This window comes from Paramylibacter kogurei (assembly GCF_002742285.1).
Classification (GTDB): domain Bacteria; phylum Pseudomonadota; class Alphaproteobacteria; order Rhodobacterales; family Rhodobacteraceae; genus Amylibacter; species Amylibacter kogurei.
Map to the genome: position 1 here is coordinate 745,944 of NZ_MDGM01000012.1, position 24,289 is coordinate 770,232.

A 24,289-nucleotide genomic window follows, 5' to 3' on the forward strand; every position below is an offset into this window, starting at 1 on the left:
GCCCGTTCAGCGCCGATTAGTTACGCGCCGTTTCATCAAGTTTAAGAAACATATCTAGGATGACAGAGGAAGGGTCAAGGTTCACCGCACGCGCATGTGTTGAACGTGATGTGATTTCTTGCAACAGATTGGCCCATTTACGTGCGGCGGCTGCATTGGGTGCGAGTTTGGCGAATAGCGATGCTTCACCCTGTGCGGCCTCGATCACGGTGCTGGGTTGCAACGCGCCGTGGCGTGCAAGACGGGCAAGAAATGTTGCGAAAAGGCGCAATGTCATATCGTATTTTTGTTCCGCCGCTTTGCCAACACAGGCATTGGCCAGTGTAAGTGCCGCGCCACGATCAAGCCCCGGTGCACGTGCGGCGATGGAGACGATGGACGCATAAAGTTTCAAACCATCCGCGCCCAACATTTGAATCGCTTGTCCCGCTGATCCATCGGCTAGGGTGGCAAGTGCAAGGCTATTTTGGGATGCTTCGAATCCTGCCTGTGCCAATACCCCATCCAATTCGGTTTCGTTTAATTGCACACAGCGCAATTCGCGACAGCGCGATCGAATGGTGGGCAACAGGCGCGCGGGTTGATGGCAAACCAGCAAAAGGATCACCTTTTCTGGCGGTTCCTCCAAGATTTTTAGCAATGCATTGGCAGCGGCTGTATTCAATTCATCCGCTGCATCCACAATCGCCACGCGCCATCCACCATCGGCGGCGGAAAAATTGAAAAAGCTTTTCAATTTGCGCACCTCTTCAACGGTGATTGCTTGTTTAAGTTTTTTAGATTTTTCATCATATGGGCGGCGTGCCAAAAACAATCGCGGTTCACCAAGCGCTGCGATGCGCCGTGCCACGGGATGATCAACGGGCACAGATAAATTTGTTGGGGTGGGGGCGGCATCCACGAACATGCCACCATCATCATCAGGTTGTGCCAATAAAAATCGCGCGATGCGCCATGCCAATGTGGATTTGCCCACACCGCGTGGGCCATTGATCAGCCATGCATGATGTAAACGCCCTGAATTAAAGGCCGTTAAAAACGTGTCTTCGGCGGCAGATTGCCCGATCAGTTTTTCGGTCAGGCGCGGGTGTGGTGCGCCATCAATCACATCGGATTGGGGGATTGAATCATCGCTCATCCGATTGCGGCCTTGGCGATGGAAAGAACATCAGATGCAATAGCATCAATCGGGCGATTGCCATCAATCACGCGACAACGGTTTTCATTTTCGCTTGCGAGTGCCAGAAACCCCGCACGTAAATCCATTTGAAATTGCAAACCAAAATCTTCGAACCGATCTTCGCCGCTATTGCGTGCCAAACCACGGGTGAGCGCTTGTTCTGGATCAACGTCGATGATGAATGTCAGGTCTGGTTCAACCTTGATGATCGTATCATGCAGTGCATCCACCGTTTTGCGCAGGTCGGCGCGTGCCACACCTTGGTAAACACGAGTGGAATCGGCAAAACGATCAGAAATCACAACGGTGCCATTGGCCAGTGCAGGGCGTATGGTTTTTTCCAAATGATCGCGACGTGCGGCCGTAAACAACAGGATTTCCGTTTCAGGCGACCAGCGGTCTGTTTCACCCTCTACCAACAATTTTCGAATGTCTTCGGCGCCCACACTGCCACCTGGTTCGCGGGTAATGATGACATCAACACCCTGATCCGCCAGTGTTTTGGCGAGTAATTTCGATTGTGTGGATTTTCCCGAACCGTCGATACCTTCGAAGGTGATAAATATTGCGGTCACGCGATTACTCTTTGGAAAATAGTTTGCCGCCCAAAACATCCTTGCTCAGGATTTCGGCAGAGGCACGCATACGCGAAAGTAAGCCACCTTTGGCAACTTCTTTTTCGGCGTAAAGCGGATATTTTGACGGCTCCATCCCATCGGGAATAACTGTCAGCGTTGCGATGGGTTTATCCGTGCTGATCGGGGCGGCGATGGGGCTTTGGTAGTTTACTTCCAATTTAACAGGGGTGTTTTTATTATATGGGGCAAGGGTTGTGATACCTTCTTTGGAAACAAGATTGACGGAGTTTTCCTTGCCAATCCATACCTTGGCGGATGCGATACGGGTGTTTTTTTCAAACAGATCCTTTTTCACAAATTGGCGAAATGCCCAGCTCGTTAAACGTTCTGCCTCATTGGCGCGATCAGATTCGGAATTCAACCCTGTAATCATGAATATGATGCGTCGATCACCCTGTTTTGCAGACCCAACCAGACCATATCCTGCCTCTTCTGTGTGACCCGTTTTCAACCCATCCGCACCAATACCCAGTTTCAACAGTGGGTTACGGTTTTTCTGGCTGATATTATCCCAGGTGAATTCTTTTTCCGCGAAATAGGCATAAAATTCAGGGAATTCGGTGATAATGCGATTGGCCAAAAACACCAGATCACGTGCGCTCATCCGTTGGCCAGGATGCGGCCAGCCGGTTGAATTGGCGAAAATGGACGATGTCATGCCCAATTCCTTGGCACGTGCGGTCATTTGACGGGCGAACTCTGCCTCTGATCCGGCCAATGCCTCTGCCACTGTGACACAGGCATCGTTTCCTGATTGTACGATAATTCCGCGCAACAGGTTATCGACAGATACGCGTTCCTTGGCACGCAAGAACATTGTGGAACCGCCCATATTATGAGCCTTTTCCGACACAGGGAATTTGGTATCCAATGAAATACGCCCAGCACGCAATGCTTCGAATAACATATTCAGCGTCATCAGTTTGGACATGGATGCAGGGGGCACCGATTGATCGGCGTTTTTCGCCAATAATACCGTACCCGTGGTTTGATCCACCAACATCGCCGATTTTGCCAGCGTTTCAAACGCTTGTGCAAATGACGCGCTAGACATCAATCCAATACATGCCAGAACCCGAACCAGACGCATAAATATTATCCTTTTACCAAATAGGCATCGTTGAAACCCATTGCCTTGACCTTGCCAAGCAATGATTTTTGCGACGCAGCAGTATCCGCAGGGCCAGCAAGCACGCGCCAAAACGATTTGCCTTTTGCCGATGATGCAACGATTTTCCCAGAAATGCCGTTTGAATTCAACTGTGCCAATGTTGCGTCGGCATTTGCCTTGACGCTAAAGAAACCCATTTGCACGAAACGCGCATTCGCGCTTGCCTTGGGGGCAGGGGCGGCGCTTGGTTTTGGCGCGGCTGGTTTTGCGGCGGCAACTGGTTTCACATCACTTGGACGTGGCAGAGGTTTAACCATACCCACCATCGCATCTTCGCCTGAATCCGATTGCGTTGTGGGGGCTGCATCAAGCGAGCTTGCCGCAACGGTTTCGGGTTCACCCGCCGGTGTGACATCCGCCGCCATTTCATCTGCAGGGCCAGCAACAGGCACTTGTTTTGTGCGCATCGCGGTGACGGTTAATTCAACAGGACCACCCGCAAGTGCGCCAATTGCTTCGGCTGCATCGGATGAAAGTTGAAATTCTGGGCCAGGGTTATCACGTTCACGGCGAAATAACGCACCGATCACAAATTTTCCATTGGCGTTGTTTTTGATCACAACACGTTCGGGTTTTTTGTTATCCGCATGTGCAACCCACACACCACCCAATGATGGGCGACCATCCCATAAACCTTTGGCGGTTTTTTGGAATACTTCGGGTGCTTCGACATCTTGTTCAATGGTTTTGCCAACTTGTGCGGCTTGTGCAGATTCTGCACCTGTCGCATCGGTTGGTTTATTCTTTGCCTTTAAAAAATTTGGCGTTTTGCCTTCTTCACAGGCAGATAAGCCCGCGAAAAGCAAAAAGCTGCAGGCGATTTTGGTGGGGAATGCCCCAATACGGTTGCGTGTCACGCCAATCCTCCTGTTGCCACCCGCTGTTTTTCAGCTTGTTCGTGGCATACTGTCTAACCTCTGGGCAAAAAATCTGCCGCTGTGCCATAGTTTAACAGCCTGTTTACATAATGAAAGCGTGTTCTTGCCAAAAAAAATGCAAAAGGCGGTGTTTTGCCACCGAAACGGGCTTGCAGTTTCTGTTCAGCGGATTTATGCAGCACCTCGTAAACGATCATGTTCGCGAATATTTCGCGATCAATGACACGGAGAGGTGGCAGAGTGGTCGAATGCGGCGGTCTTGAAAACCGTTGAAGTGCGAGCTTCCCAGGGTTCGAATCCCTGTCTCTCCGCCATAAAACACATCTATATTATTGATTTTAAACAATTATTATTTACTTTAGATTTTTCAGCCCCACATCTAGCCCCACATTTGTAATGCGCGCTTAGGCTAAATAACTAGCTCTAGAAAAACCTGTTGCACGGCGCTGCAATCTGTAGCAGGTTGTGTCTTGTCGTCACAGTGAACGACATTCGTAAGTCGAAGCATAAGATGTGCTTCCCTTCTTTTTTGAAAAAAAGCCCACGTCGTGGGAAGGGAAACATCTATGTCTAACACACCAAACACCCCCGATCTGTTTGAGTATAATAATTCTGCTGCTGTTAAGCCGCGTGCCGCTTCTGGCGAAAAAACGCCAATATCATCGGAAAACCCTCATCAGCCGTTAGCTACAAAATCAATTCAATCGCCAGTTAATGATCGTATTTATTTGCGCGTCGAGGATGTTGCGGCGCGTTACGACGTGTCTATTGCAACGATTTGGCGTTGGGCGAGTGAAACAGCGAATGCGTTTCCAAAGCCCATTCAGTTGAGCAGGGGGACAACGCGATGGTTGCTTGGTGAGTTGGAAAATTATGATGCGCAGGTGAAAGCGGATCGGGATGGTTCCAATGGCTAAAAGAAACATGAAGAGTTTGTTTAAGGCCAACCGCGTTTATAGCGTCAAGCAAGTCTGTGAAATATGTGGCGTGACCCAAAATGCCGTATTGGGGTGGGTAAAAGTTGGATTACATCCATCAGATGTAACCAAACCATGTGTGTTCCAAGGCTCGTCGCTCATAGCGTTTTTTGAAGCGCAGTCGAAACGAGACAATAGAAGTTTACGAATAGGTGAATTCAAATGTTTCTCATGCCGCGGGGTCTTTTGGCCAGATGCGGAAGCGATCGAATGCATGCTTTCAACGAAATATGGAAACGTGCAGGTAAAGGCCTATTGTGACGGCTGCAAAACCTGCGCCACAAAGTTATTGAATGCAACACAATGGGACAGTGTTCAAAAATGTAAAAACACGGGCGCTAGCCTAGATACAATAGACGAAGGAAAAGCAGGTTTTAAGGCTAAAACAGGCATAAAACAGATCACTAGCGAGAATACTTTCTACTATTCGAATGATAGATTGCTGCATGGGTACATCGTTTTTATGGGCAAGTATGCGACGAAAACGATAGATGCGCATCTTATTGCGATCCGAGATTTCGAACGATTTAGCAAGGGTGTCGCGTTCAAACAGATCACCCCGCAACTTGTTGCGCAATATCGAGAAGACCTTATTCAACGCGGGAGTGAACTTGGCGAAGACGCCATCAGCAATTCGACGATCCGACATCGCGCATCACAACTGCGCTTATTCCTCACTTGGTTGCTTAAGCAAAAAGGGTATCGCAGCCTTGATCAGACTTTGCCAGAATATCTGGATCTTCCCAACGCGCTGATGGCCAAAGTCATGCCGGCAAAGGAGAAGGTCTATCCAACGCTATCGGAAGCAGAAGAGATGCTTCGATCCATGCCCAAGGCAACGCGGTTGGATCGCCGTCAACGCGCCGTTTTTGCCTGTGCTTTTTTAACAGGATTGCGTGCAAACGCATTGGCAGGTTTGCGGCATCGCGATATGGATTTGCAGAAAAGTATCTTTGTTCAAGATGGCACCAATGGGCGTGCAAAAAACGGCAAGAGTTACCGCGGACGGTTTTTTCCAGTTCCAGAAATATTTCTGAGTGTGTTCACGGAATGGGTCAATGAAATGGAAACGTTAGGAGCAAATCGCGATGATGCTGTGTTTCCAGCAGAGCAATCACTTATTCAAAATCGATCCCCTGGTGTTCAACCGCGCAAACCTTTTGAACCTCTAAAAGGTGGAGATGTCGTTCGACAAGCATTCGTAGTGGCCAGCAAGAATACCGAACACCACTATCACCCACATTTAGCGCGTGACTGTTTGGCAGCGTTTGGTGTTGAATTGTGCCGGAGCGAAAAAGAAAGAACAGCGTGGTCACGAAACTTGAGTCACAAAGATATCGAGACCACCCGTCTTCGTTATGGCCCCATGGCTGAGAAAACTTGGCTCGAAGTCATGGAGGTAATTGAAACAGAAAGAAACGAAACGGATGATGAGAAAGACTTAATTTTAAAGTTCGCGCTGCAAGAATTGCACCCACGCGATCCAGATTATGAAAAAGCGAAAGCTCTCTATAATGCGCGAATTGGAAGGCCTAATGAAAGGTAGAAAAGGGCGGGGAGCGGTCATTCGCTGCCAGTGCAGAGTACCGATGTTCATTTTCCGAAAGCGGACATAACGGTGATGACCTGAGTTCTGAAGTTATGAGACCGTTAACATAGCCAAGAGAACTCTTTACCTAGAATTCAAAGCTTGTACGTGCAATATTGCACAATGATTTTGTGTAGATAGATTTGCGAAAAAATGCCTCAACCCAGTAACTTAACAGAAACGTCGATCGGAGCGATGACGGACGCCGGAGAATTCGAGCGGCTTGCGACGAGCGTTCTGAGGATCGCAGATCCATTATACGAGCAGATTGTTCATACAGGTGTGAATACGTCAGGCCAAACGATTGTTGATCCCTTGGATGGGATATCGATTTGCCAAGACGCCACAGGAATAAGTTATGCAATTGCTTGCGAGCACACTATAACCGCACGACCAAGCCTTTCTGACAAGTGGCTTGACCCCACTGATGGAGACCTAATCAAGGCTATTCGCGTACTAAAATCATTCAAGGAAAAGAACCCTAGCTTCTCTCTTAGAGTAGTTCTGACTAGCAAGATCATCCCTCCATCTAAAGTAGTTCAGGATGCCAAAAGCGAGGCCGCAAAGCACTCGGTGGAGTTGGACGTATGGTCAAACGATAGGCTGTCTAATGTTTTAGACGTCCATGAAGATGGGCAGTCCATTCGCTCAAAGTTCTTCGGCACCGACCAGACTAGGTTATCACGCGATCTTGCGGATGAAATTTCACAATGGCAGTTATCAAGACATGCACCGTTGACCCAACGGGACCAACTGATAGTTCGTGACGTTCGGGCGGCATGTCCATCTCTTGAAACAATATCATCGTCTGTCGTTTATCTGAATGGTTCCTCTGGAGCGGGAAAATCCGCGTTTTGTCACCAACTTTGCAGCGCTGTGGTCGATGGAGGTGGTTTGGGTTTTATTGTTACCCATGACGTTTTGGAGAGGACTTCGTCTCTTGCCCAAGCCATCCGCGAGAGCTTAGTTGCAGAAGTTCCCTCCCTAGCCCTTGATGATCCAGTAAGTGAACTCACTCGTTTGTCTCAGGGGCAAGAGGTGCAAATATGGATCGAAGATATCAATTTATCAACGTCACCAACTGATCTGATTTCAAAGCTGGATCGTTCGGCTAGAGAACTCGACGGGTCAAAAAATAGCCCTCAAGCTAGCCCCCTGAAAGTTCTGTGCCCTATTTGGCCGGAGAACCTCCGAGCACTTCCAACCGAAGTGAATAAAGTAGTTCAAAGCCGTGTAGCTGACCTTACGGATTTTAGTGATCACGAAGCCAGAGAAGCAATCCAGAAGCGACGCTCAGCCGCTGGTGTTGAGTTGACGAATGTAGAAGCAGACGAGGTACGCGAAGACCTTGGTAACGACCCCCTCTTGATTGGGCTTTGGACGGGGCACGGTTCTGTAAATGCGAGCGAAGTCCTTTCTGAGTACGTCGCTAATTGCCTTTTAGAAATCTCTAAGACGAACTCGCGCTCCGTATATTCGCTCCGTCAGTCAGTCATCTCAATTGCTGCTTGGATGCTTGAAAATCGAACCAACGATCCTTCGTTTGACCAGCTATCTGCAGAATTTGAATCGACACCAGTGTTCGGAGATATGGAAGCAATATGCGGTGGCGGGAGTCTATTCAGAGAAGTTTATCAAGGAAATCAATCAAAACTAGGTTTTCGTCATGATCGTGTAAGAGATTTCCTACTAATCGAAGCGATTTCGAATGCACTGAAGAAGGAGGACTATTCTCACGATTACCTGTCCGACCCGTTCTACTCCGACTTGGTCGCTCGAGCTTCTGTCCGAGCAGATATACCAGTTAAGTTTTGGGAATTTGCAAAATCCAGCATTCCTTTGATCTGTTTTGGTGCGTTGAAGCACTGCCAGAGGGGGAACCCATCGATTGCCAAGCGCTTGCTGAATGATTGTGAAGAACTGGTTGATGCGGGCTTGCTCGAAAATGTCCCGAAGCAAATTCGATGGGCCATTGAATGGCAAATTTCTGGCCTGCAAGGTAGCCAGTTCAAAAAACTAATTGAGACCACCAAGGAAGATACGCACGCGGGCCGGGAAGCCAGAGTTCTTAATGGGGACGTTAAGGCAGCAGCAAACCTTTGCTATAGAGTAGAGCCCTCATCCAATGCCCCTTTTCGTGATCGTCTCATTGCGCATGCTCGTGCACGGCATGGAACCAAGTGGCTTGAAGGCATAGCTGCGTTGGTCGGCGACACCACCAACACAGAGAAACAACGAGAAGCAGCACTTTACCTCGCTGGGGAGTGTGCCGACGAACGATTGGCAGAGTCCGTCGCTGAGTGTTGGAACACGATGAAGGATCATGAAAATGAGTTATCTCACGGGATGCTGTTTGCTGCCGTCTCCTGTTTAAGTGGCTTCGACGAGCAGACATTGGAGGATGTTTTCAAGGCTTGGGAGGCATTGCCCACCGAAGATCCAGAGGGCAAAGATAAATCAGGGCTGAGTGACCGTCGGTACAATGTGGCCAAATACTGTCTGGCTGGCGGTTTGCGACGAGTTTGTAGCGACAGGACGCTGGAGCCCTTAATCCAACTTGCTACAAACAATGAAGACATGGGGCATGTGGTTTATGCGTGCTTAGAACAGATTGACCATCCACTAGCTGCCGTTTTTGTGGCTTCTTATATAGCCGGTATCGACCAGCGTGTCGAAGGTAAGAAGGGCTGGTTCAACTCGCTCGCAAGTTCAAGGTTTGGTCTTTTCGGCTCCGACATGGACCACAATGTTCGTTACTCCCGACCTGCCTTACTTTCGCTAAAGACCGATTGGGAGAAGACTGAAAACGAATTCTTCTTCCGAAAACGTTGCTTTCAGCTTTGGCGAGCATCTACCAATGTGAAACAGTTACAACTGCTTTCAGAATACCTGCCAAAAGGGCTTGAGGAAGAGTTGCTGCTTTCCAGATGCCACATCGGCGATATCACGGCGATTCCTGAACTAAGGGCAAAGATTGAAGAACGCCGTTCAAATGGCATCTACTGGTTTCAGTTCATTCGCAAATTCGACAGCCGGTTGTTCGAAGATCTCATTTTGCAAAAGTTAGAAGAGGTCGCTGTCGCATTGAAAACAGGCGAAAAACCGGATTACCGCGCGGATAGAACTATAACTGACATTCTCGCGGAGCGCCGCGATGAGTTCGCAGAGAGTACGATTATCAAACATTGGGAAGATTTGCAGCATCGGTACAACTATCCACATGTTTTGTTGTGTATTGCCACACCCGCGACTCTCAGACTCCATGCGCGTCACTTCGAAGGCATTGAGGACAAAGAAGACTATTTCAAGCTCCTTAGCTTTGCTTATGGTTTCCGTAACCCAGACAGATCAGGCATAACTGAGGTCACCCAACTTAAGGCCTTTGAGCCATACCTCGATCACTTCAAAGCCACTTTGATTGATGAGCTTTGGGATGAATGTAACAATAAAGGATTCATAGACTGGCGCATAGAACACTTAGATAAACGGCTTTCTGAAGAGAGTTGGGCCTTCAAGCAAATCAACGACGAAGCGGCTTTCCGCGATCTAGATGAACAACTGGCAAATGGTAACAGCGTAGAAATGGCTGCTTACTCATGGTCAAGCATCCGGCGACGCGACTCAAACTCCCCCTGGCAGCTCATCGACACGGCTGTTCGTTATGTCCAAAGCCGAGCAAGCAGTGACGCCGCTGAGTTCTTTGCAGAACTGTTGGCCTTGATCGGGACGCGAGATGATTTGAAGTTTCTTTCAAAGCAAGTAAGTGCCGGGCTACTCACCCAAGAGCAATACGAAGGTACGGTGTTTGCTGTCCAAAAAAGGTCTTTGATTTAGGAGTAAGTAATGTGGGAAAAGCCCGCCCATCGCAAAATTGAAGGTACCGCTAGACCTCTGCGAGTGGCGTACCTCGTCGACTTGAAAACGTGTGATGACCTATTGATCGACGCGATCATAGCCGAGAGTTTCAGTCGCTGGTCCGGTCGGCGAACTCCGATTATCCCGGCTTCATCAGATGGCGTTGACCCCGCCTATCAGGCATGGCTACATGCCTTCGACGCAGACATAATATATAGCTTTGCAAATCTGACTGATGATGCTGTAGCGCAACTAGACGAATTGATGGCGCCTGGAATTCTCCATCATCATGAGGACAGATATCGCGATCCCGAAGGCGACCGCCGGTTTCGCGTCGAACTACCGCTTCAAGGTTTGTCATGCCTGTCTGTGTTGCCCATGTTTGCCAGTCGCCGATGGGGTTTTGGTGATAGGCCTCAGAGTATTCTGACTTTCGACAAATATTGGGATGGATCCGAAGACACGTTCCTTCGGGAAAACTTTGGTTTTCTTTCGACGAGTTTTGGAAACAGTCAATTGGCGGATTCTGCACCAGAATTGTTTAGTTGCCTCACTCTGATCTCAAAAGAAGCGCTGGAAAACCGCCAACACGGCAAAAGTGAGTGTGCCAAGTATGAGAGCGATCCTCGCGCCTTTTTGGAGGCACTTGCTGAGCCAGCAGCCATTCTACCTCCATGTCAATTATCCGAGTTGTTTTGCCACTATCTTGAGCCGAAGAACTCTTTGAAAAGAGGTGGCGTCAACGTTGTCGTCGGGGACGATATTTCGGATCGCTTGGTATTTTGGAACGGGCATAACCGGTTTCCCCGCAACGAGATGACCGGGACGTCATCAATTCGAATCTCTGTCGAGCAATCAAACGACACAGATTTCTTGCAATTGATAGGAAAGGTTTTGGATCGTCGTGGCGTCCAGGACGATCAATACTCACCGGTAGCAACGATCCGGTCAACGTCGCTCGATGAAAACGAACTTGCCGAAATTGCTGAGCGCATCAAGCCTGAAGGCAAGTCTTGGAAACGCTATGAGACAGAAACCATTTCAGATGCAAACTGGGCAATTCCAAAGTTTTGGGAGGAACGAGCATTCTTTACAACAGGGTCGGTAGCCATTTCGAGAGAACCAAAGGGGCAACAAAGAAGCGAGCTCGCCAACGGTCGCGCGGAACTTCTTCTTGCGACCCCATGGCACCTGTCTGAAAATTACTTGCCACCCAGCGTGCGCGCAGGCCAGTGGATGGTCGACTTGTCGATTGAACGGGAGAATGACCACTGCAGGTTTTCTAATGTCGTTCACGAGTGGGTCCTGCCTCGCAGGCTTCGCATTGATCCATTTTTCTCACTTAGCAGGGACAACTCGTCTTCTCAGATGTATCCACGATACTGCCAGAGACCGACACGGTCTGGCTACTTGAGTGCTTCGACTGAACTTACAGTTCACCAAGCCTCCATCTCGGTGCCGGATGATGATCATGCACTCTTTGGAGGATTACTGGACTTTCAGAGAGATCGCTTCCTCCGGTCGGAAAAAGACAACGATGGCCGCCAAACACATCCTCCGAAAGTTAGGGATGCAAAGTATTCCGACAAAGGGCGCTATCTGTTAGGTGCTCTCCAACATTTCAGTAATTTGCCCGACGCCTTGCAAGCACTGATGCATGACTTTTGGCGTGAAACCCTGCGCAAGTTGGGTGCTAATCCTTCACACTTGGATGACCAACTTGAAACGGATTTCCAGAATGTCCTTTCCAAACGTCTACGGACAAACAGTAATGAATGGATGGTCAGTGATGAGCAGAGTCGCCAAACCGTAGCCCGAGAAGCGCTGAGGGTTGCTTCACAGCTAAGACGTCCAGATCGATTCATACAATATGATAAGTTGTTGAGCCGCTATGACAAATTAGTTTCGTCTTTCTTAATCGAAAACCCACATATGAAAGAGGAAAATCGTGATCAGTATCTTCCACCACAAGAGTTAGATCCTTCGATACAGTACCTTTGTGAGAGAAAAGTGCTGTATCAAGGTTATGAATGGCAGTGTCGAAATTGTTATAACCGGAACTGGATTTCAATTGATGACTTGTCCCGAGTGATGACTTGCAATGTGTGCCAGAATAAAGCGCTTCCGCCCGTCTCAGGTGGATGGCAGTTCAAGGCCAGCGGTTTCCTTGTCGAAGCGTATAGTGACCATGGAACCGAACCGGCGATATGGGCACTTTGGCAGCTTGCAGAACGTGCGCGGAGATCATTCTATTTCTTGCCCTCGATTTTGATCTGGTTCAACGAATACCGAGAAGATGGGGCAAATGACTGTGAAGTTGATCTTTTGGCAGTCGTAGATGGCGAAACCATCGCAGTCGAAGCCACTACTTCCAAGACATTGAAAGCTTCTGAAATCCAGAAGCTCGCCGCGTTTGCGGAGAGGGTGAGGCCCGACAAGTTGTACGTTGTTTGTGGAGCGAATGGTGAGCGTGCGCGTGATAAACTGGTGAAAAGGATTCAAGAAAGTTTGCCAGAGGCAGTGAAAGTCGAGGTAGCGACGTATCAGGTTTCCAGCGAGAGAAATGACCCCTATCTGCCCAGTTAGTCTTGAAGACGAATTCGAGTTTCTCTGGAGCGGATACCGCCTGAATTTCAATCTTATACCCCATTTTGTGAGTTCAAGCTGTCCCAGATTGCGCAATCGTAGCGCAGGTCATCCGCAATGATCGACCCCACCGCAGCATGGCCGAGGGCGGATCAACGGCAGCAATGAGCCGAAACGAACCGTATTGATACCGTGCAGCGAATATCTGCTCGTAGAAAGTTCAAAAATGTGATTTTTGCTGAAAAAAAGACGGAAAGTTTTCATTCTGTCGTTTAACGTCTAACTTTGGCTTAGAAACACTTTGACCTGAAGTCAGAAATTCAAATATCGACATCTCATGGGAGATCGGAAAATAATGTCTAACAAATTTCTCTATGGGACAGCGGCAGCATCGGTTTTGCTAGCCATCGCTTCATTGGTTTTTTCGCCTTCATCGGCTCAAAATGCAAAGCAGTCAAATGACACTGCGGCTGTCGTTGAGGCGGCAAATTGGGCAGACAATGTCATGATCACGGTTGATACTGACGCAAAAACGTTCCGGTTCCAATCCAATGGCATCCCAGATCATGGTTTCGCGGAACAATACTTGATTCCAAGCAATCCAAGTGATCAACCTTTTGCAGACAAGCCGCTGGAGTTCTTTGATGTGGAGAACTCTACCGATTACTTCAAAGAGACAGAGGTTGATGCAACAATAACAACGCAGCCTGTCTATTCAGACAACTCAACTGACACTTCGCTGGGGAGAATTGGCGTGGCCTTAAGTGGCGCACAGATTTTCAACGATTATGAGAATCCCGCGCGCTCCGTCGTTGCGGTCGATGATCAGGTTGTTCATGATCATGTTGCATTTCTGGACAACTGCAACGGGCACACGCTCGTGGACGGGACGAACTACCACTATCACGGCATCCCTGTTTGCATCGCTGAGGCCGCCGCGCAAGCCGGGCAACATTCGCGGATGATCGGTGTTTTGGCAGACGGCTTTCCTGTCTATGGTAACAATGATGTCGGGGGCATTGTCGTGGTGAACGACGATTTGGATAAGTGCAGCGGCCATTTCGGCCCGACACCTGAATTCCTAGAAGGAATTTACCACTATCACCTGACGGCAGACGAGGCGCCCTATATGATCGACTGCTATCATGGTGAGGTCGAAGTGGCCGCGAACAACGGTCCCGGTGGCGGTGGTGGCGGACCAAAATTTTGCCGCAGTTGCCGAGCAACTGGACATCACTGAGACCGCATTGGTCGAGGCACTTGGTGACTCACGTCCGCCAGACTTTGCTGCGGCGGCCGAAGTTCTCGGGATCAGCGAAGACGACCTGCGCGCAGCTATGCCTGCACCTGGCCAGTAAGGACCTGGTCTGGTGGAAAAATTCGCTTACCTGATCATTGGAGCGTCGATGGCTGTCGTGGCCATGACGCTTTTCCAGATATCGCATGACCCCATGTCATCTGACATGGGCACTGAGACTACGAACATGGATTTGGCGAGCGGGTCCGGCGCGATGGAAGCGCACCAGCATCCTCCGCGCGAAGTTTCAGCGGAACTGCCACAGCCAAGCGTAACGCACCTGGTTTTTCCTGACATAATGGGGGGGTATAATGTTCAGATACTGCCCGTTAATTTCAAGTTCACACCCGCAGCTATCAATCATGCACCACAAGACAACGAAGGTCATGCCCATATCTATGTGAATGGCGTAAAGTTAGCCCGAGTTTATTCCAACTGGTATCATTTGTCTGGCGCTTCACTGGCTCTTGGCGAGAATGAAGTTAGAGTGACATTGAATGCGAATGATCACAGCGAGTGGTCGGTGAACGGCATTACAATTTCATCTACTGTCAAGGTTTTCACACCCATGCCCAACCAATAGTTCGTTATTTCAATAGAATTCCGAGGCTTTTGTCGCGCATGCCCGGGCGATTAGTAGGTGAATTTCGCCGATTATCAATCTCTTGAGTATAAGAACGAGAACTATTCATTCAATATTCACAATCGAAACGTGCATTACTTAACAAGCAGTCATTTAGCTTACACGGATGAATGGCGCCTGTGTCCGCTGACTGGTCACTGAATTAATTTTAAGCTGACAAGATTGGTCAGATGATTGGTTTAGGGAAACCGGCTGAACAAATAAGTACAAAGCTGAGTGTCAACTTTGAGCCGAAGGTACTTGACCCGGCCTTCTGAGAGAGTATGGTTTAGTTGGGCTGACGCTCCAGCCTCCCCCCTCCAACGGGAAAGTATTTAACATGCAGAGTTTGAAATAGAGCTTTTTCTGTCGAGCAGGCACATAAGGAGGGATTGTGTATTTTTGCTCGCAATCGGAGAAACTCAAATGATGCTATCTGCACCAATCAATGAACTGAAACACAAAGCAAAGTTACTGCGCCGTTCCAAAGGCATCCGGCTCAATCGAGCATATGCTGTGATCGCCAAAGAGGAAGGTTATGCGAGCTGGAGTCTCTTGATACGAGACTATGAAGCACATAAACCGACACCAAATATGCAACCAAGAACAGGCTATCAAATCACCTCGTTACCGATCGATGATACCTACCGCAAAGAAGCGATCGAGCTGGCCAACAGCATATTCGAAATGGTTATGCATCGGATAGAACCTAAAAATCCAATTGAGACGCGGAAGTTGTGGGACGCGGCGGAATACGTCGATGAACATCATCTCGACTCAAGTATGCTTCCAATCGATAGTGAGTACGCGCTTTCTTTGATCGAGGCGTTTCTGGTCCATTACGTAATTGATCTTGCAATTAAAGCAGAACGTACGACGAACGTCTAATCAGGAACAGGCTATGGTTGGGGGGCTTATTCCCCCGACCAATGACAACTTTGGGTAAAATTCTGGGTCTTAAATTTGTTGGTGTTGAACGGCAGGCAAGGGCCGGGCATGTCTGCTACCCCAAATAATCCATAATTGGGCAATCCGGCCGCTGATCTTCTCCTACATGACTTTATTAGGTGTTCCAGTTCGTCGTGCAGAGATTGGAGCTCCCATTTTTATCTTCAATTTCCTGAGACTTTTTTTAACGCAATGCGTTTGACCTCTGCGCTCGTGCGATCCCTGTCTTGAAAGAGGTTCAAGAGCTCACTGCACTCATCAATGCTAAAGCCAAACGCGCGTGATCTTCGAACAAAAAACCAACTTCCGCACCGAGTTTTCATCATAGGTTATGTATCACGGCGCCGTATGCGCAGGTGCATCCACCAAGTTTATGTGAGCGTATTGACGGCCTGGTTTCACTGGTAATCCGGCGGCGTTGGTGGCGGATGAAATGTTTATGTCGAATCTCCTTGACCTTCCAGCCACTGGAAAGATTAGATGTACATTACCGCAATGACAAGATCGCCTTTAACTAACTCTTCAAGGACGCAGCCGATGACAAAAGCCACCACGCGCAAACATGCCACGCTTTACCGAATGGTAATGAGCGATCACATGTGCCCCTACGGCCTGAAGGCAAAGGATCTGTTGGAGCGCCATGGGTTCAAGGTCGAAGACAGGCACCTCGAGAGCCGCGAAGAAGTTGATGCCTTCAAGGCGCAACACGACATCAAAACGACCCCGCAAATTTTCATCGGCGACGAGCGCATCGGCGGCTTCGATGATCTGAGCGATCATCTTGGAAAACCGGCCAAAGCGAAAGATGGCAAAACCTATCAGCCAGTCATCGCCTTATTTTCCATCGCTGCCCTGCTGGCCGTCGTCGTGACGTGGCTGACCCTTGAAGCTCTTTTCACGGGCCGAACCATTGAGCTGTTCATCTCGATCTCCATGGTGCTCCTTGGACTGCAAAAGCTGCAAGACGTTGAACGCTTTGCGACGATGTTCTTGAATTACGATCTGCTCGCTCAACGCTGGGTGCGCTATGGGTATATCTACCCATTTGTCGAAACAGGCGCGGGATTGTTGATGATGGCAGGCGTTCTGACGTGGCTTTCCGCACCGGCGGCTCTGTTCGTTGCAGGCATCGGCGCGATTAGCGTCTTCAAAGCTGTCTACATCGACAAGCGCGAGCTGAAATGCGCCTGTGTCGGTGGAGATAGCAAGGTGCCGCTTGGATTTATCTCGCTTACCGAGAACTTGATGATGATTGGCATGGCGATGTGGATGTTGGCAAAACTGTGAAGACCAAAGGCAGTTGCAACACATACTGCGCTAAGCTAAGCTTTTGATGTGAAAATACTTCGTGGCATACTCGCGATCACCCTGATTGCCATGCTCTTGATCGGAAACCTGATCGAGAGCGCTGTGCTTGCTGGAACCTCTGAATGCATAGGAGCGCATTGCCACGAATATACGCCAAACTATGATGCTAGCGAGGCTGGCCATTCACATGAAGGCTCGGATAGCGATCAGGTTACGCACGACTGCTGCAACCAGATATTTTGCCAAGCGGTGGCGTTGTCGGACTATCCAACCATGGTACGCCCCGTTGGCCTTCAATCGGTGTCTTGGATACAAACCGGGCAGCTCGCTGCTGTGAATTGGCCAAGAACACCGAAACGACCACCTAACAGTTGATCACGATTTTCGAGCTCTGTTCCATTCTTTTGGGCAAAGCATGATCTGTCGCGTCCAGCCGGGCGATCGACGTTTTTTCAGCATGTTAGGAAATCAACGTGAACCAAAAAGTCTTACTCATCGGAGCAGGCGCCATTGCGGCCGCCACCGTATTTATCTTGCGACAGTCGGAACCTCGGCAGAGCATTCCTCAGGGCATTGACCAGGCGACCCCAGTCACAGATTCAGCTATGGTGGCAATTACCATGCCAGAAATCAGCGGTAATGCTGTGATCGGGCAAAACATTTTTGAAGGCATTTGTGCGGCTTGTCATGGCGTGCAGGGCATCGGCAATGCAGAGGCAGGGCCGCCGCTCATTCACAAAATCTACGAACCCAGTCATCATGGTGACGAAAGTTTTCAGCGTGCGGTTGAAAACGGTGTAACCAGCCACCATTGGCAGTTTGGAAATATGCCTCCGGTTCAAGGCCTCACACGTGGCGATGTTGCTATGGTGATCGATTACATTCGCGCAATTCAACGCGCCAACGGAATAATCTAAGGATATGATCATGAAAAAACTTACCCTATTCGCTTTGCTTGCAATGCTTTCATCAGGTGCATTTGCCCATTCCCGCGTGGACACAACAGCGCCTCATAATGGTGCAGTGCTTGCAGAAGTTCCAACCGAAGTCAGTTTCAACTTTGCCAATGATATTCGCCTAACACGGGTCGAAATGACCCATGCAGATCACCCTTCTGTTCAGCTCGACCTTGGCGAGCTAAAGAGCTTTGAGCGCGCATTCACGCTTCCTCTGGAAGGCATGGGGCCAGGTATATATCGCATCGAGTGGCGCGGGCTCGGAGTAGATGGTCATGTGATGCAAGGCGACTTCACATTTACGGTGGAATGAGCATGCCGGATATATGGGGTCAGGCCGCAATCCTGACGAAGCTTTTGCTGTATGTCGGGGCCTTAGGTGCGAGCGGGCTGATAATTGTTCAGGTTGTCTTTGCCAATGCAACGACTTCTTTGACCCAACGTTTGCGAAACCAAACAGTTTTACTCACCGCTTTGGCGTTGGTGGCATCGCTGCTGGGCTTCATGCTGCGTGGTGCAGCCCTGACCGGCAGCGCAGACGGAATGACAGATCCGGAAATGCTAGGTCTCTTATGGCAGACCCCTGTTGGCGATGCGCTTTTGTACCGGCTCGCGGGGGGCGCATTAATCATCGTCGGATCCTTGATGCCCCGCTTCGGTCAGTGGGTCGCGCTGGCTGGTAGCGTGCTGTTGCTTTGGTCCTTTGCCAAAGTCGGTCACGTTGCAGACATTGGACCGTTTTATATGCGCCTTCTATTGTTGCTTCACCTGCTTGGCGTCGCATTCTGGATCGGCGTTTTACCACCCTTGCATCGGCTCTCACAAACACCAGATCTCCTCAGCCAGGCGGCGAAACTGGGGCATCAATTTGGTCAGGCAGCAATAATCATCGTTCCCGCTCTTTTATTCGCGGGTCTCGGCATGGGGTGGCTGCTGACCGGCACGCTGTCGGCTTTGATTGGAACGGGTTATGGACAAGCCTTGATGGTCAAAATCGCACTCGTTGTCGTGGTCCTTATGCTGGCCGCGGCAAATAAACTCCGCTTTGTTCCGGCAATACAGGCAGGAGACGCCAATGCGGCGCGGCATCTGGCGCGATCAATACAAATAGAGACAGCGGTCATACTGGCGGTGCTTGCGGCAACTGCAACGATTACCAGTGTGCTCACTTTGCCAAACTGAGGCCCATCATGAACAGACGTGACTTTCTTTTGACCGTCAGCGCGGCGGCAGCCCTGCCAAGCGTCTCACTCGCACGAGGCCAATATGAGCTGGTCGCCGAGGCAGTGGAGGCACAGATCCTGCCCTCTGCCGAATACGCGGCGACGCGCTCATTTGGCTTTAATGGCGGCTTGCCCGGTCCGGAAATCAGGGTGCCGCAAGGCCAGCAACTTGACGTTCTGCTGCGCAACCAATTGAATGAGGGCACAGCGGTCCATTGGCACGGTATCCGCCTTCAGAATGCGATGGATGGGGTGCCAATCCTGACGCAGGAGATCGTCGATCCGCAAAGTACCCATGCCTATCAATTCACGCCTCCCGACGCGGGCACCTTCTGGTATCACTCCCATTACATGTCGCACGAACAGGTGGCGAGGGGATTGATGGGGCCTTTGATTGTCGAGGAGACCAACCCGCCAGATGTTGATCATGACATCACCGCCGTGCTGGCCGATTGGCGTCTGGATGAGACCGGGCAAACGACTGACGATTTCGCCACAATGCACGATGTGGCCCACGCTGGGCGCATGGGCAACTTTGCGCGCGCTTTCCTGCCTGACGTGTCACTGAGGAAAGGGCAGCGCATCCGGCTGCGGATGATCAACGCCGCAACTGACAGGATTTTCCCGCTCACACTGACCGGACTTAAAGGCAAGGTTGTTGCGCTTGATGGCATGCCGCTGTCGTCACCACGGGAGTTTGAAGCCATTGATCTGGCCCCGGCGCAACGCGCCGATGTTATCGCAGACGTGGAAGATACTCCGGAAATCGCAATGGCGACACGCGAGGGCAGCTATTTGCTTGGTCAAATTGCAATCGAAGGCGACGTGGAGCCCCGCGCTAGTGCTATACAAATGTTACCGCCAAATGATATTCCGCACCCGAGAAACGTCACACAAGACCTCATACTAACCATGCAGGGCGGCGCTATGGGCGGCAGGCATGGCGGCGATAATATCTGGGCTTTCAACGATCTTTCGGACCTTCAACTTGTGCCCTTTGCTCGTTTTGAACGCGGAGAGACCGCGCGGATCCGCCTCGTCAATGCTACGAGCTTCCCGCATGGTATTCACCTGCACGGTCACCATTTCTTCGAGGCGCACGATGACGGCAGCCTTGGTGATCTGCGTGACACGACATTGGTGCAGGCGGGCGAAACAAAGGATATAGTCTGCGTCTTCGACAACCCCGGCAAATGGATGTTGCATTGCCATATGCTAAGCCATCAGGCGGGAGGTATGAAAACCTGGGTGGAGGTTCTATGAAACTATTTCTGACTATTACGGTGTGCTTTGCTGCAACGAGCGTACTAGCGGATCACGAATTGGACAGCCGTGATCTGGCGAATGGGCAAGCCTTGTACGTAGAACAATGCGCCGTGTGCCATGGCGCCAATCTCGAAGGGCAACCGGATTGGCGCAGTCCCGGCGAAAACGGCGTGCTGTCCGCTCCGCCGCATGACCAAACAGGGCACACCTGGCACCACGACAATCAACTTTTGTTTGAATACACAAAGCTGGGTGGGGAAGCCGCGCTGGCGGCACGCGGGGTCATCGGTTTTGCCAGTGGGATGCCCGAATTTGATGAAACACTGACGGATCAGGAAATTTGGGACATTCTCGCCTATATCCGTTCGACTTGGCCGGAACGGGTTCAGGGTATCCAATCTGGACGAAATCCACCGCACGAATAATGCAATGGGATCGGGTAAACGTTGCGTCAATTTCTGGTTAGTAGCGCTGTGACTTTCACCTCGACGATTAACAAACTTGGGTCAAACAAGGAGACAAAACCATGCTGACACGCCGGAGAACGCTGGGTCTGCTGACCATTGCGCCAGCCGCAGCCACCCTTTTGCCGTCAGCTGCATTGGCGCGTGAATCAGAGGTTTTTCAAAACCCGGTCGCGATAAATGCAATCGATCCCGTCGCCTATTTTGAGCAACAAAAGCCAGTGCCCGGCCAAGCCGAACATGCAAGACGTTGGAATGGCGCAGAATGGCACTTCGCCAATGAAAACAACGCCAACACGTTCGCGGCAAACCCAGAAGCCTTTGCCTCGGTATTCGGGGGCTACTGTGCCTTTGCTGCGTCGCGTGGTTACCTCGCCCAACGATCCCCGAAGCCTGGACCATCTATGAGGGAAAGCTCTACCTGAATGCGAGCTTGAGCGCACAGGAACTTTGGTTGCGGGACGTTCCGGGAAATATCGCCGCCGGTTTGGGCAATTGGCCAGGCATCCTTGGGTGATCTACTTGGTGCCCATACGTGTCTCTTGGAGTGACTTTCTCTGAGCATATTCACCACGCCCAGATTTGCTCAATGCCCCCTGATCAGTCAGGTCTTTCAGAGCCCGATAACAGGCCTCTTTGGTTAGGCCGATTTCGCTCGCAAGCTGTGTAACTGATCCCCGTAACCGACCACTCGCGACCGCTAGGTAAACCCGCTCACGCGCGGATTTAACGGCATGAAGCGTCAAAAGCTGGCGGTAGTTTTGTACCTGCGTCGCTAAACGCTTTGTTAGCCTTTCAGAAAATACGGCATCCTCGCGCTGACGTGTCTGGATGGCGCTCTTTGACAGGCGAATAACTTGTGAAGGCGCGACTGCTACCGCATCACAGTGGTAATGATCGGAATAGAGGGAAGCCTCCGCAAACATGTCGCCCGCTTTGGCATTTTGAAGTGTCACTGCTGCACCCGCTTCGGTCATACGGGTCAGGCAAATCGCTCCAGAAACAACAAAAAACACACCCCGTGTCTTATCTCCCTGACGAAAGGCGTGGTCGCCCTTTGCAAGGATCAAAATCGTGTTCGCATCTTCTTTCAGAAGATCAAAAGGTTCTGGCAACATATGATTTTAATCATATTTCATTTGGGGCGATTAGTCTATCAGAGATTTAGCTTCAACAAAAAACTGGTCCTTCAATGTTCAAAATTTCGCTTTGCACTTTCCTCGCACTCGCCACCGTTCCTGCATTTGCCCAACAAGCGCACCACCAGTCAGCAGGCCCGACAGAGGTCGGACAATCGGCCTTCGCCGCAATCTCCGAAATCGTTGAGGTACTTGGAAATGATCCAGAAACGGACTGGACCAAAGTGAATGTCAGCTCCCTACAAAACCATCTCGTAGACATGGAGCTTCTTACAATGAGAACGAATGCCACCGTGGAAACGATCGATTTGACTGTTGTGATAACTGTTTTGGGCCAAGGCGAAGCTGTTGGGGCAGTTCAGCGGTTGACAACGGCCCATGTACCGATGCTTGCGGCTGAGACAGGTTGGGAGGTAGACGTCGATCCGACTAGATCAGGAACGATTTTGCGTATAGCCGTGAGTTCTGAGACAGAGCTGGCACGGGTGACGGGACTTGGCTTTTATGGCATCATGACCATTGGCGCTCATCATCAGGCGCATCATTTGCAGATCGCTCGTGGGGATGATCCGCACCGCTAAGGCGTTATTGCACTAAGTAACTTGGCACCATTTGTATGGAATTTGGTATTTTCAATGAGCACCCAGCGAATAGCAAAATGCTCAATTTCGTATTCACAATGAATGTCCGCTGATGCAGGCTGCGACTGCAGAACTTAGTCTCGTTTCGAAAGTTGGCTATGTGCCGCCAGTAACGGCAGCCCAATGTTTTAACTCTCAGCTGCTTCTGAAATAGCCCACGCATATTCTAGTTCTACACCAAGATATCGAACGGTGCCGTCCACTTTGGTGTGACCAAGTAGCAATTGAACAGCGCGTAGGTTACCTGTTTTCTTGTAGATTTGGGAAACCTTAGTTCTTCGCATTGAATGTGTTCCATATACACTTGGCTTCAATCCAACTGACGCAACCCGTTTCCTAACAAGGCGTGCATACTGTCTTGTCGATATATGAAGTGGTTTGTGAAATCTTCTTGGCCAAAGAAACTATGAACCAACCATCAGAGGGTATTTTAGCCAACTGGAAACTGATTTACGCGTCCCCTCTGTAATTTCTAAGCACACAGGGTTTTGTATTTTGCTTTGCAAGACTGACGCACGCTCTTTCATTTGCCCTGCGGCAAAAACATCTGTAACTTTTAATCTTACGAGATCACATCCGCGAAATTTGCTATCGTTGGCCAAGTTGAATAGTGCAAGGTCTCGAATTCTTTCAGAAATTTCCAGTCGGTCGCTAATAGCCCAAACATGCTTTGGTAAAAGTGGTCTCTTTTGATCGATTAATCGCCCTTTGTTCCAAGCTGGACGTTTCGGGCAAATGGCGGGTAAATTTGGTGTATGCATGATGTATTCTCCGATCCACTACATTCCTCCTCTCCGCCTACCAGACGTTGCATAGGCTCAATATCATAGAATAGTTCGATACCGCCAAAGGCTATCTTGAGCCCATTTTACCGATTGCTGCGCTTTGCACGAACGTCAAGTTTTTTAGATGCGGTCAAAAACGTGTCAAAGCTAAACCGAGTTTTGCCAAAAGTTTATGGCGCTAGAATTTTCTGTGATTCCGGATGTTCGGCAGTCAGCGAGAATAAGGACCGTTTTGTTGCCATTAGCTCTTTCTTCACAAGATATAAGTATCGCGAAATATAAGTATCGCGAAGAAATGTTATTTTTTCAAAGACTGAAAAAAACGTGACTTGCAATTTTTGCGTTTCCGTCTACTTACTGAGCAATGGAATACGAACTTACATTCAGGATTACCTCGCTTCTGCGGCAGACGCTGCTGATGTGTGTGATATCTTTGTTATTGTTACCCCAAATTGTGAGTGCGGGTGTGGCCCAATCGAGTAAGTTTATGGTTTCCGATTACCTGCACTGTGCGGAAACGCATCATAATGCTGGTAATCCTTCCGGTGATATTGGCGTGCAGCACAATCATTCGGAATCAGACAGTTGCGAAATTATGGGCGCGTCTACTTGTTCTGGTGTAATGGCTGTCCAAGCCGTGCTGGAGGCGCAGATGCAGCAGCTGTTAGCCCCCGCCGGGCTGTCCTTTGAAATAACGCTATATTCTAGCGTCAATTTAGACGCATTCAGAAAACCTCCCAAAGCAGCTTGATCAGTTTTTAGATCGG

General features: G+C 49.8%; 22 protein-coding genes, 1 tRNA gene and 1 pseudogene. 17 read left to right on the top strand and 7 right to left on the bottom strand.

Annotation, left to right across the window (positions count from 1 at the left end; translation table 11 throughout):
* Window positions 1-16: 16 nt before the first annotated feature.
* From BFP76_RS09160 to BFP76_RS14765, 4 genes are read right to left on the bottom strand one after another with little or no spacing between them, the layout of a single operon-like run.
* Window positions 17-1,138 carry a DNA polymerase III subunit delta' gene (locus BFP76_RS09160; RefSeq protein WP_099592983.1) on the bottom strand — a complete coding sequence of 374 codons (1,122 nt, stop codon included), beginning with the start codon at window positions 1,136-1,138 and terminating at the stop codon, window positions 17-19.
* The gene (tmk, locus tag BFP76_RS09165) at window positions 1,135-1,794 is read right to left on the bottom strand and encodes a dTMP kinase (protein ID WP_099592985.1); all 660 of its coding nucleotides are present in this window, start codon (window positions 1,792-1,794) and stop codon (window positions 1,135-1,137) included. Before tmk ends, BFP76_RS09160 begins: the two co-directional genes overlap by 4 nt.
* Complete coding sequence (locus BFP76_RS09170; protein ID WP_099592987.1) at window positions 1,760-2,908, bottom strand: D-alanyl-D-alanine carboxypeptidase family protein; 1,149 nt, start codon at window positions 2,906-2,908, stop codon at window positions 1,760-1,762. Before BFP76_RS09170 ends, tmk begins: the two co-directional genes overlap by 35 nt.
* 5 nt (window positions 2,909-2,913) lie before the next feature.
* Entirely contained in the window at window positions 2,914-3,846 is a 933-nt protein-coding gene (locus BFP76_RS14765) for an SPOR domain-containing protein (RefSeq protein ID WP_099592989.1), read from the bottom strand.
* 247 nt (window positions 3,847-4,093) lie between these two features.
* Between BFP76_RS14765 and BFP76_RS09180 the strand changes: the two genes are divergently transcribed.
* The 8 genes from BFP76_RS09180 to BFP76_RS09215 all read left to right on the top strand — a co-directional run bounded on the left by BFP76_RS09180 (window position 4,094) and on the right by BFP76_RS09215 (window position 15,680).
* Window positions 4,094-4,181 (top strand) — tRNA-Ser (locus tag BFP76_RS09180).
* A gap of 252 nt (window positions 4,182-4,433) precedes the next feature.
* Window positions 4,434-4,784: a helix-turn-helix transcriptional regulator gene (locus tag BFP76_RS09185; RefSeq protein ID WP_099592991.1), complete on the top strand. Its 351-nt coding sequence runs from the start codon at window positions 4,434-4,436 to the stop codon at window positions 4,782-4,784.
* On the top strand, window positions 4,777-6,390 hold the full coding sequence (locus tag BFP76_RS09190; protein WP_165775695.1) for a tyrosine-type recombinase/integrase: 1,614 nt from the start codon (window positions 4,777-4,779) through the stop codon (window positions 6,388-6,390). Before BFP76_RS09185 ends, BFP76_RS09190 begins: the two co-directional genes overlap by 8 nt.
* A gap of 237 nt (window positions 6,391-6,627) precedes the next feature.
* Window positions 6,628-10,266: a hypothetical protein gene (locus tag BFP76_RS09195; protein ID WP_133117422.1), complete on the top strand. Its 3,639-nt coding sequence runs from the start codon at window positions 6,628-6,630 to the stop codon at window positions 10,264-10,266.
* Between the two features lie 9 nt (window positions 10,267-10,275).
* Window positions 10,276-12,873, top strand: a complete 2,598-nt coding sequence (locus BFP76_RS09200; protein ID WP_099592997.1) for a hypothetical protein — start codon at window positions 10,276-10,278, stop codon at window positions 12,871-12,873.
* Between the two features lie 355 nt (window positions 12,874-13,228).
* On the top strand, window positions 13,229-14,113 hold the full coding sequence (locus BFP76_RS09205; protein ID WP_240514012.1) for a YHYH protein: 885 nt from the start codon (window positions 13,229-13,231) through the stop codon (window positions 14,111-14,113).
* A 130-nt stretch (window positions 14,114-14,243) separates the two neighbouring features.
* Window positions 14,244-14,753 (top strand): hypothetical protein, encoded by a 510-nt coding sequence (locus BFP76_RS09210; RefSeq protein ID WP_133117423.1) that lies wholly within the window; start codon window positions 14,244-14,246, stop codon window positions 14,751-14,753.
* 465 nt (window positions 14,754-15,218) lie between these two features.
* Window positions 15,219-15,680: a P-loop NTPase family protein gene (locus BFP76_RS09215; protein WP_099593002.1), complete on the top strand. Its 462-nt coding sequence runs from the start codon at window positions 15,219-15,221 to the stop codon at window positions 15,678-15,680.
* A gap of 224 nt (window positions 15,681-15,904) precedes the next feature.
* Here the strand turns inward: BFP76_RS09215 and BFP76_RS14730 are convergent, their stop codons facing one another.
* A complete protein-coding gene (locus BFP76_RS14730; RefSeq protein ID WP_338064506.1) occupies window positions 15,905-16,066 on the bottom strand; it encodes a MerR family DNA-binding protein in 162 nt (53 codons plus the stop codon).
* A gap of 211 nt (window positions 16,067-16,277) precedes the next feature.
* Between BFP76_RS14730 and BFP76_RS09225 the strand changes: the two genes are divergently transcribed.
* The 7 genes from BFP76_RS09225 to BFP76_RS09255 all read left to right on the top strand — a co-directional run bounded on the left by BFP76_RS09225 (window position 16,278) and on the right by BFP76_RS09255 (window position 21,382).
* Window positions 16,278-17,027 (top strand): glutaredoxin family protein, encoded by a 750-nt coding sequence (locus tag BFP76_RS09225; protein ID WP_240514013.1) that lies wholly within the window; start codon window positions 16,278-16,280, stop codon window positions 17,025-17,027.
* A gap of 494 nt (window positions 17,028-17,521) precedes the next feature.
* Entirely contained in the window at window positions 17,522-17,965 is a 444-nt protein-coding gene (locus BFP76_RS09230; protein WP_240514014.1) for a c-type cytochrome, read from the top strand.
* A 10-nt stretch (window positions 17,966-17,975) separates the two neighbouring features.
* Entirely contained in the window at window positions 17,976-18,317 is a 342-nt protein-coding gene (locus BFP76_RS09235; protein WP_099594035.1) for a copper resistance CopC family protein, read from the top strand.
* Window positions 18,318-18,319: 2 nt separating this feature from the next.
* Window positions 18,320-19,186, top strand: a complete 867-nt coding sequence (locus BFP76_RS09240; RefSeq protein WP_099593006.1) for a copper resistance D family protein — start codon at window positions 18,320-18,322, stop codon at window positions 19,184-19,186.
* 8 nt (window positions 19,187-19,194) lie between these two features.
* Window positions 19,195-20,490 carry a multicopper oxidase family protein gene (locus tag BFP76_RS09245; protein WP_099593008.1) on the top strand — a complete coding sequence of 432 codons (1,296 nt, stop codon included), beginning with the start codon at window positions 19,195-19,197 and terminating at the stop codon, window positions 20,488-20,490.
* Complete coding sequence (locus tag BFP76_RS09250) at window positions 20,487-20,918, top strand: c-type cytochrome (protein ID WP_099593010.1); 432 nt, start codon at window positions 20,487-20,489, stop codon at window positions 20,916-20,918. The genes BFP76_RS09245 and BFP76_RS09250 overlap by 4 nt, the downstream gene beginning before the upstream one ends.
* A 101-nt stretch (window positions 20,919-21,019) precedes the next feature.
* The gene (locus tag BFP76_RS09255; RefSeq protein ID WP_240514015.1) at window positions 21,020-21,382 is read left to right on the top strand and encodes a YHS domain-containing (seleno)protein; all 363 of its coding nucleotides are present in this window, start codon (window positions 21,020-21,022) and stop codon (window positions 21,380-21,382) included.
* 93 nt (window positions 21,383-21,475) lie between these two features.
* Here the strand turns inward: BFP76_RS09255 and BFP76_RS09260 are convergent, their stop codons facing one another.
* Entirely contained in the window at window positions 21,476-22,075 is a 600-nt protein-coding gene (locus BFP76_RS09260) for a Crp/Fnr family transcriptional regulator (protein WP_099593012.1), read from the bottom strand.
* A gap of 74 nt (window positions 22,076-22,149) precedes the next feature.
* Here BFP76_RS09260 and BFP76_RS09265 point away from each other — a divergent pair, with 74 nt between their 5' ends.
* Window positions 22,150-22,677 (top strand): hypothetical protein, encoded by a 528-nt coding sequence (locus BFP76_RS09265; RefSeq protein WP_099593014.1) that lies wholly within the window; start codon window positions 22,150-22,152, stop codon window positions 22,675-22,677.
* Window positions 22,678-22,865: 188 nt separating this feature from the next.
* Here the strand turns inward: BFP76_RS09265 and BFP76_RS09270 are convergent.
* Window positions 22,866-23,498, bottom strand: a pseudogene (locus BFP76_RS09270) (tyrosine-type recombinase/integrase).
* Between the two features lie 388 nt (window positions 23,499-23,886).
* On the opposite strand from BFP76_RS09270, the gene BFP76_RS09275 reads away from it, so the two are divergent.
* The gene (locus tag BFP76_RS09275) at window positions 23,887-24,273 is read left to right on the top strand and encodes a hypothetical protein (protein WP_099593016.1); all 387 of its coding nucleotides are present in this window, start codon (window positions 23,887-23,889) and stop codon (window positions 24,271-24,273) included.
* Window positions 24,274-24,289: the final 16 nt, after the last annotated feature.

Coding starts and splice junctions, on each gene's coding strand:
- BFP76_RS09215 (WP_099593002.1), top strand. CDS start 15,219: ATGATGCTATCTGCACCAATCAATGAACTGAAACACAAAGCAAAGTTA.
- BFP76_RS09185 (WP_099592991.1), top strand. CDS start 4,434: ATGTCTAACACACCAAACACCCCCGATCTGTTTGAGTATAATAATTCT.
- BFP76_RS09160 (WP_099592983.1), bottom strand. CDS start 1,138: ATGAGCGATGATTCAATCCCCCAATCCGATGTGATTGATGGCGCACCA.
- BFP76_RS09205 (WP_240514012.1), top strand. CDS start 13,229: ATGTCTAACAAATTTCTCTATGGGACAGCGGCAGCATCGGTTTTGCTA.
- BFP76_RS09265 (WP_099593014.1), top strand. CDS start 22,150: ATGTTCAAAATTTCGCTTTGCACTTTCCTCGCACTCGCCACCGTTCCT.
- BFP76_RS09275 (WP_099593016.1), top strand. CDS start 23,887: ATGGAATACGAACTTACATTCAGGATTACCTCGCTTCTGCGGCAGACG.
- BFP76_RS09195 (WP_133117422.1), top strand. CDS start 6,628: ATGACGGACGCCGGAGAATTCGAGCGGCTTGCGACGAGCGTTCTGAGG.
- BFP76_RS09235 (WP_099594035.1), top strand. CDS start 17,976: ATGAAAAAACTTACCCTATTCGCTTTGCTTGCAATGCTTTCATCAGGT.
- BFP76_RS09260 (WP_099593012.1), bottom strand. CDS start 22,075: ATGTTGCCAGAACCTTTTGATCTTCTGAAAGAAGATGCGAACACGATT.
- BFP76_RS09225 (WP_240514013.1), top strand. CDS start 16,278: ATGACAAAAGCCACCACGCGCAAACATGCCACGCTTTACCGAATGGTA.
- BFP76_RS09190 (WP_165775695.1), top strand. CDS start 4,777: ATGGCTAAAAGAAACATGAAGAGTTTGTTTAAGGCCAACCGCGTTTAT.
- BFP76_RS09170 (WP_099592987.1), bottom strand. CDS start 2,908: ATGCGTCTGGTTCGGGTTCTGGCATGTATTGGATTGATGTCTAGCGCG.
- BFP76_RS09255 (WP_240514015.1), top strand. CDS start 21,020: ATGCTGACACGCCGGAGAACGCTGGGTCTGCTGACCATTGCGCCAGCC.
- BFP76_RS09240 (WP_099593006.1), top strand. CDS start 18,320: ATGCCGGATATATGGGGTCAGGCCGCAATCCTGACGAAGCTTTTGCTG.
- BFP76_RS09250 (WP_099593010.1), top strand. CDS start 20,487: ATGAAACTATTTCTGACTATTACGGTGTGCTTTGCTGCAACGAGCGTA.
- BFP76_RS14730 (WP_338064506.1), bottom strand. CDS start 16,066: ATGATGAAAACTCGGTGCGGAAGTTGGTTTTTTGTTCGAAGATCACGC.
- BFP76_RS09200 (WP_099592997.1), top strand. CDS start 10,276: ATGTGGGAAAAGCCCGCCCATCGCAAAATTGAAGGTACCGCTAGACCT.
- BFP76_RS09245 (WP_099593008.1), top strand. CDS start 19,195: ATGAACAGACGTGACTTTCTTTTGACCGTCAGCGCGGCGGCAGCCCTG.
- tmk (WP_099592985.1), bottom strand. CDS start 1,794: ATGTTTTGGGCGGCAAACTATTTTCCAAAGAGTAATCGCGTGACCGCA.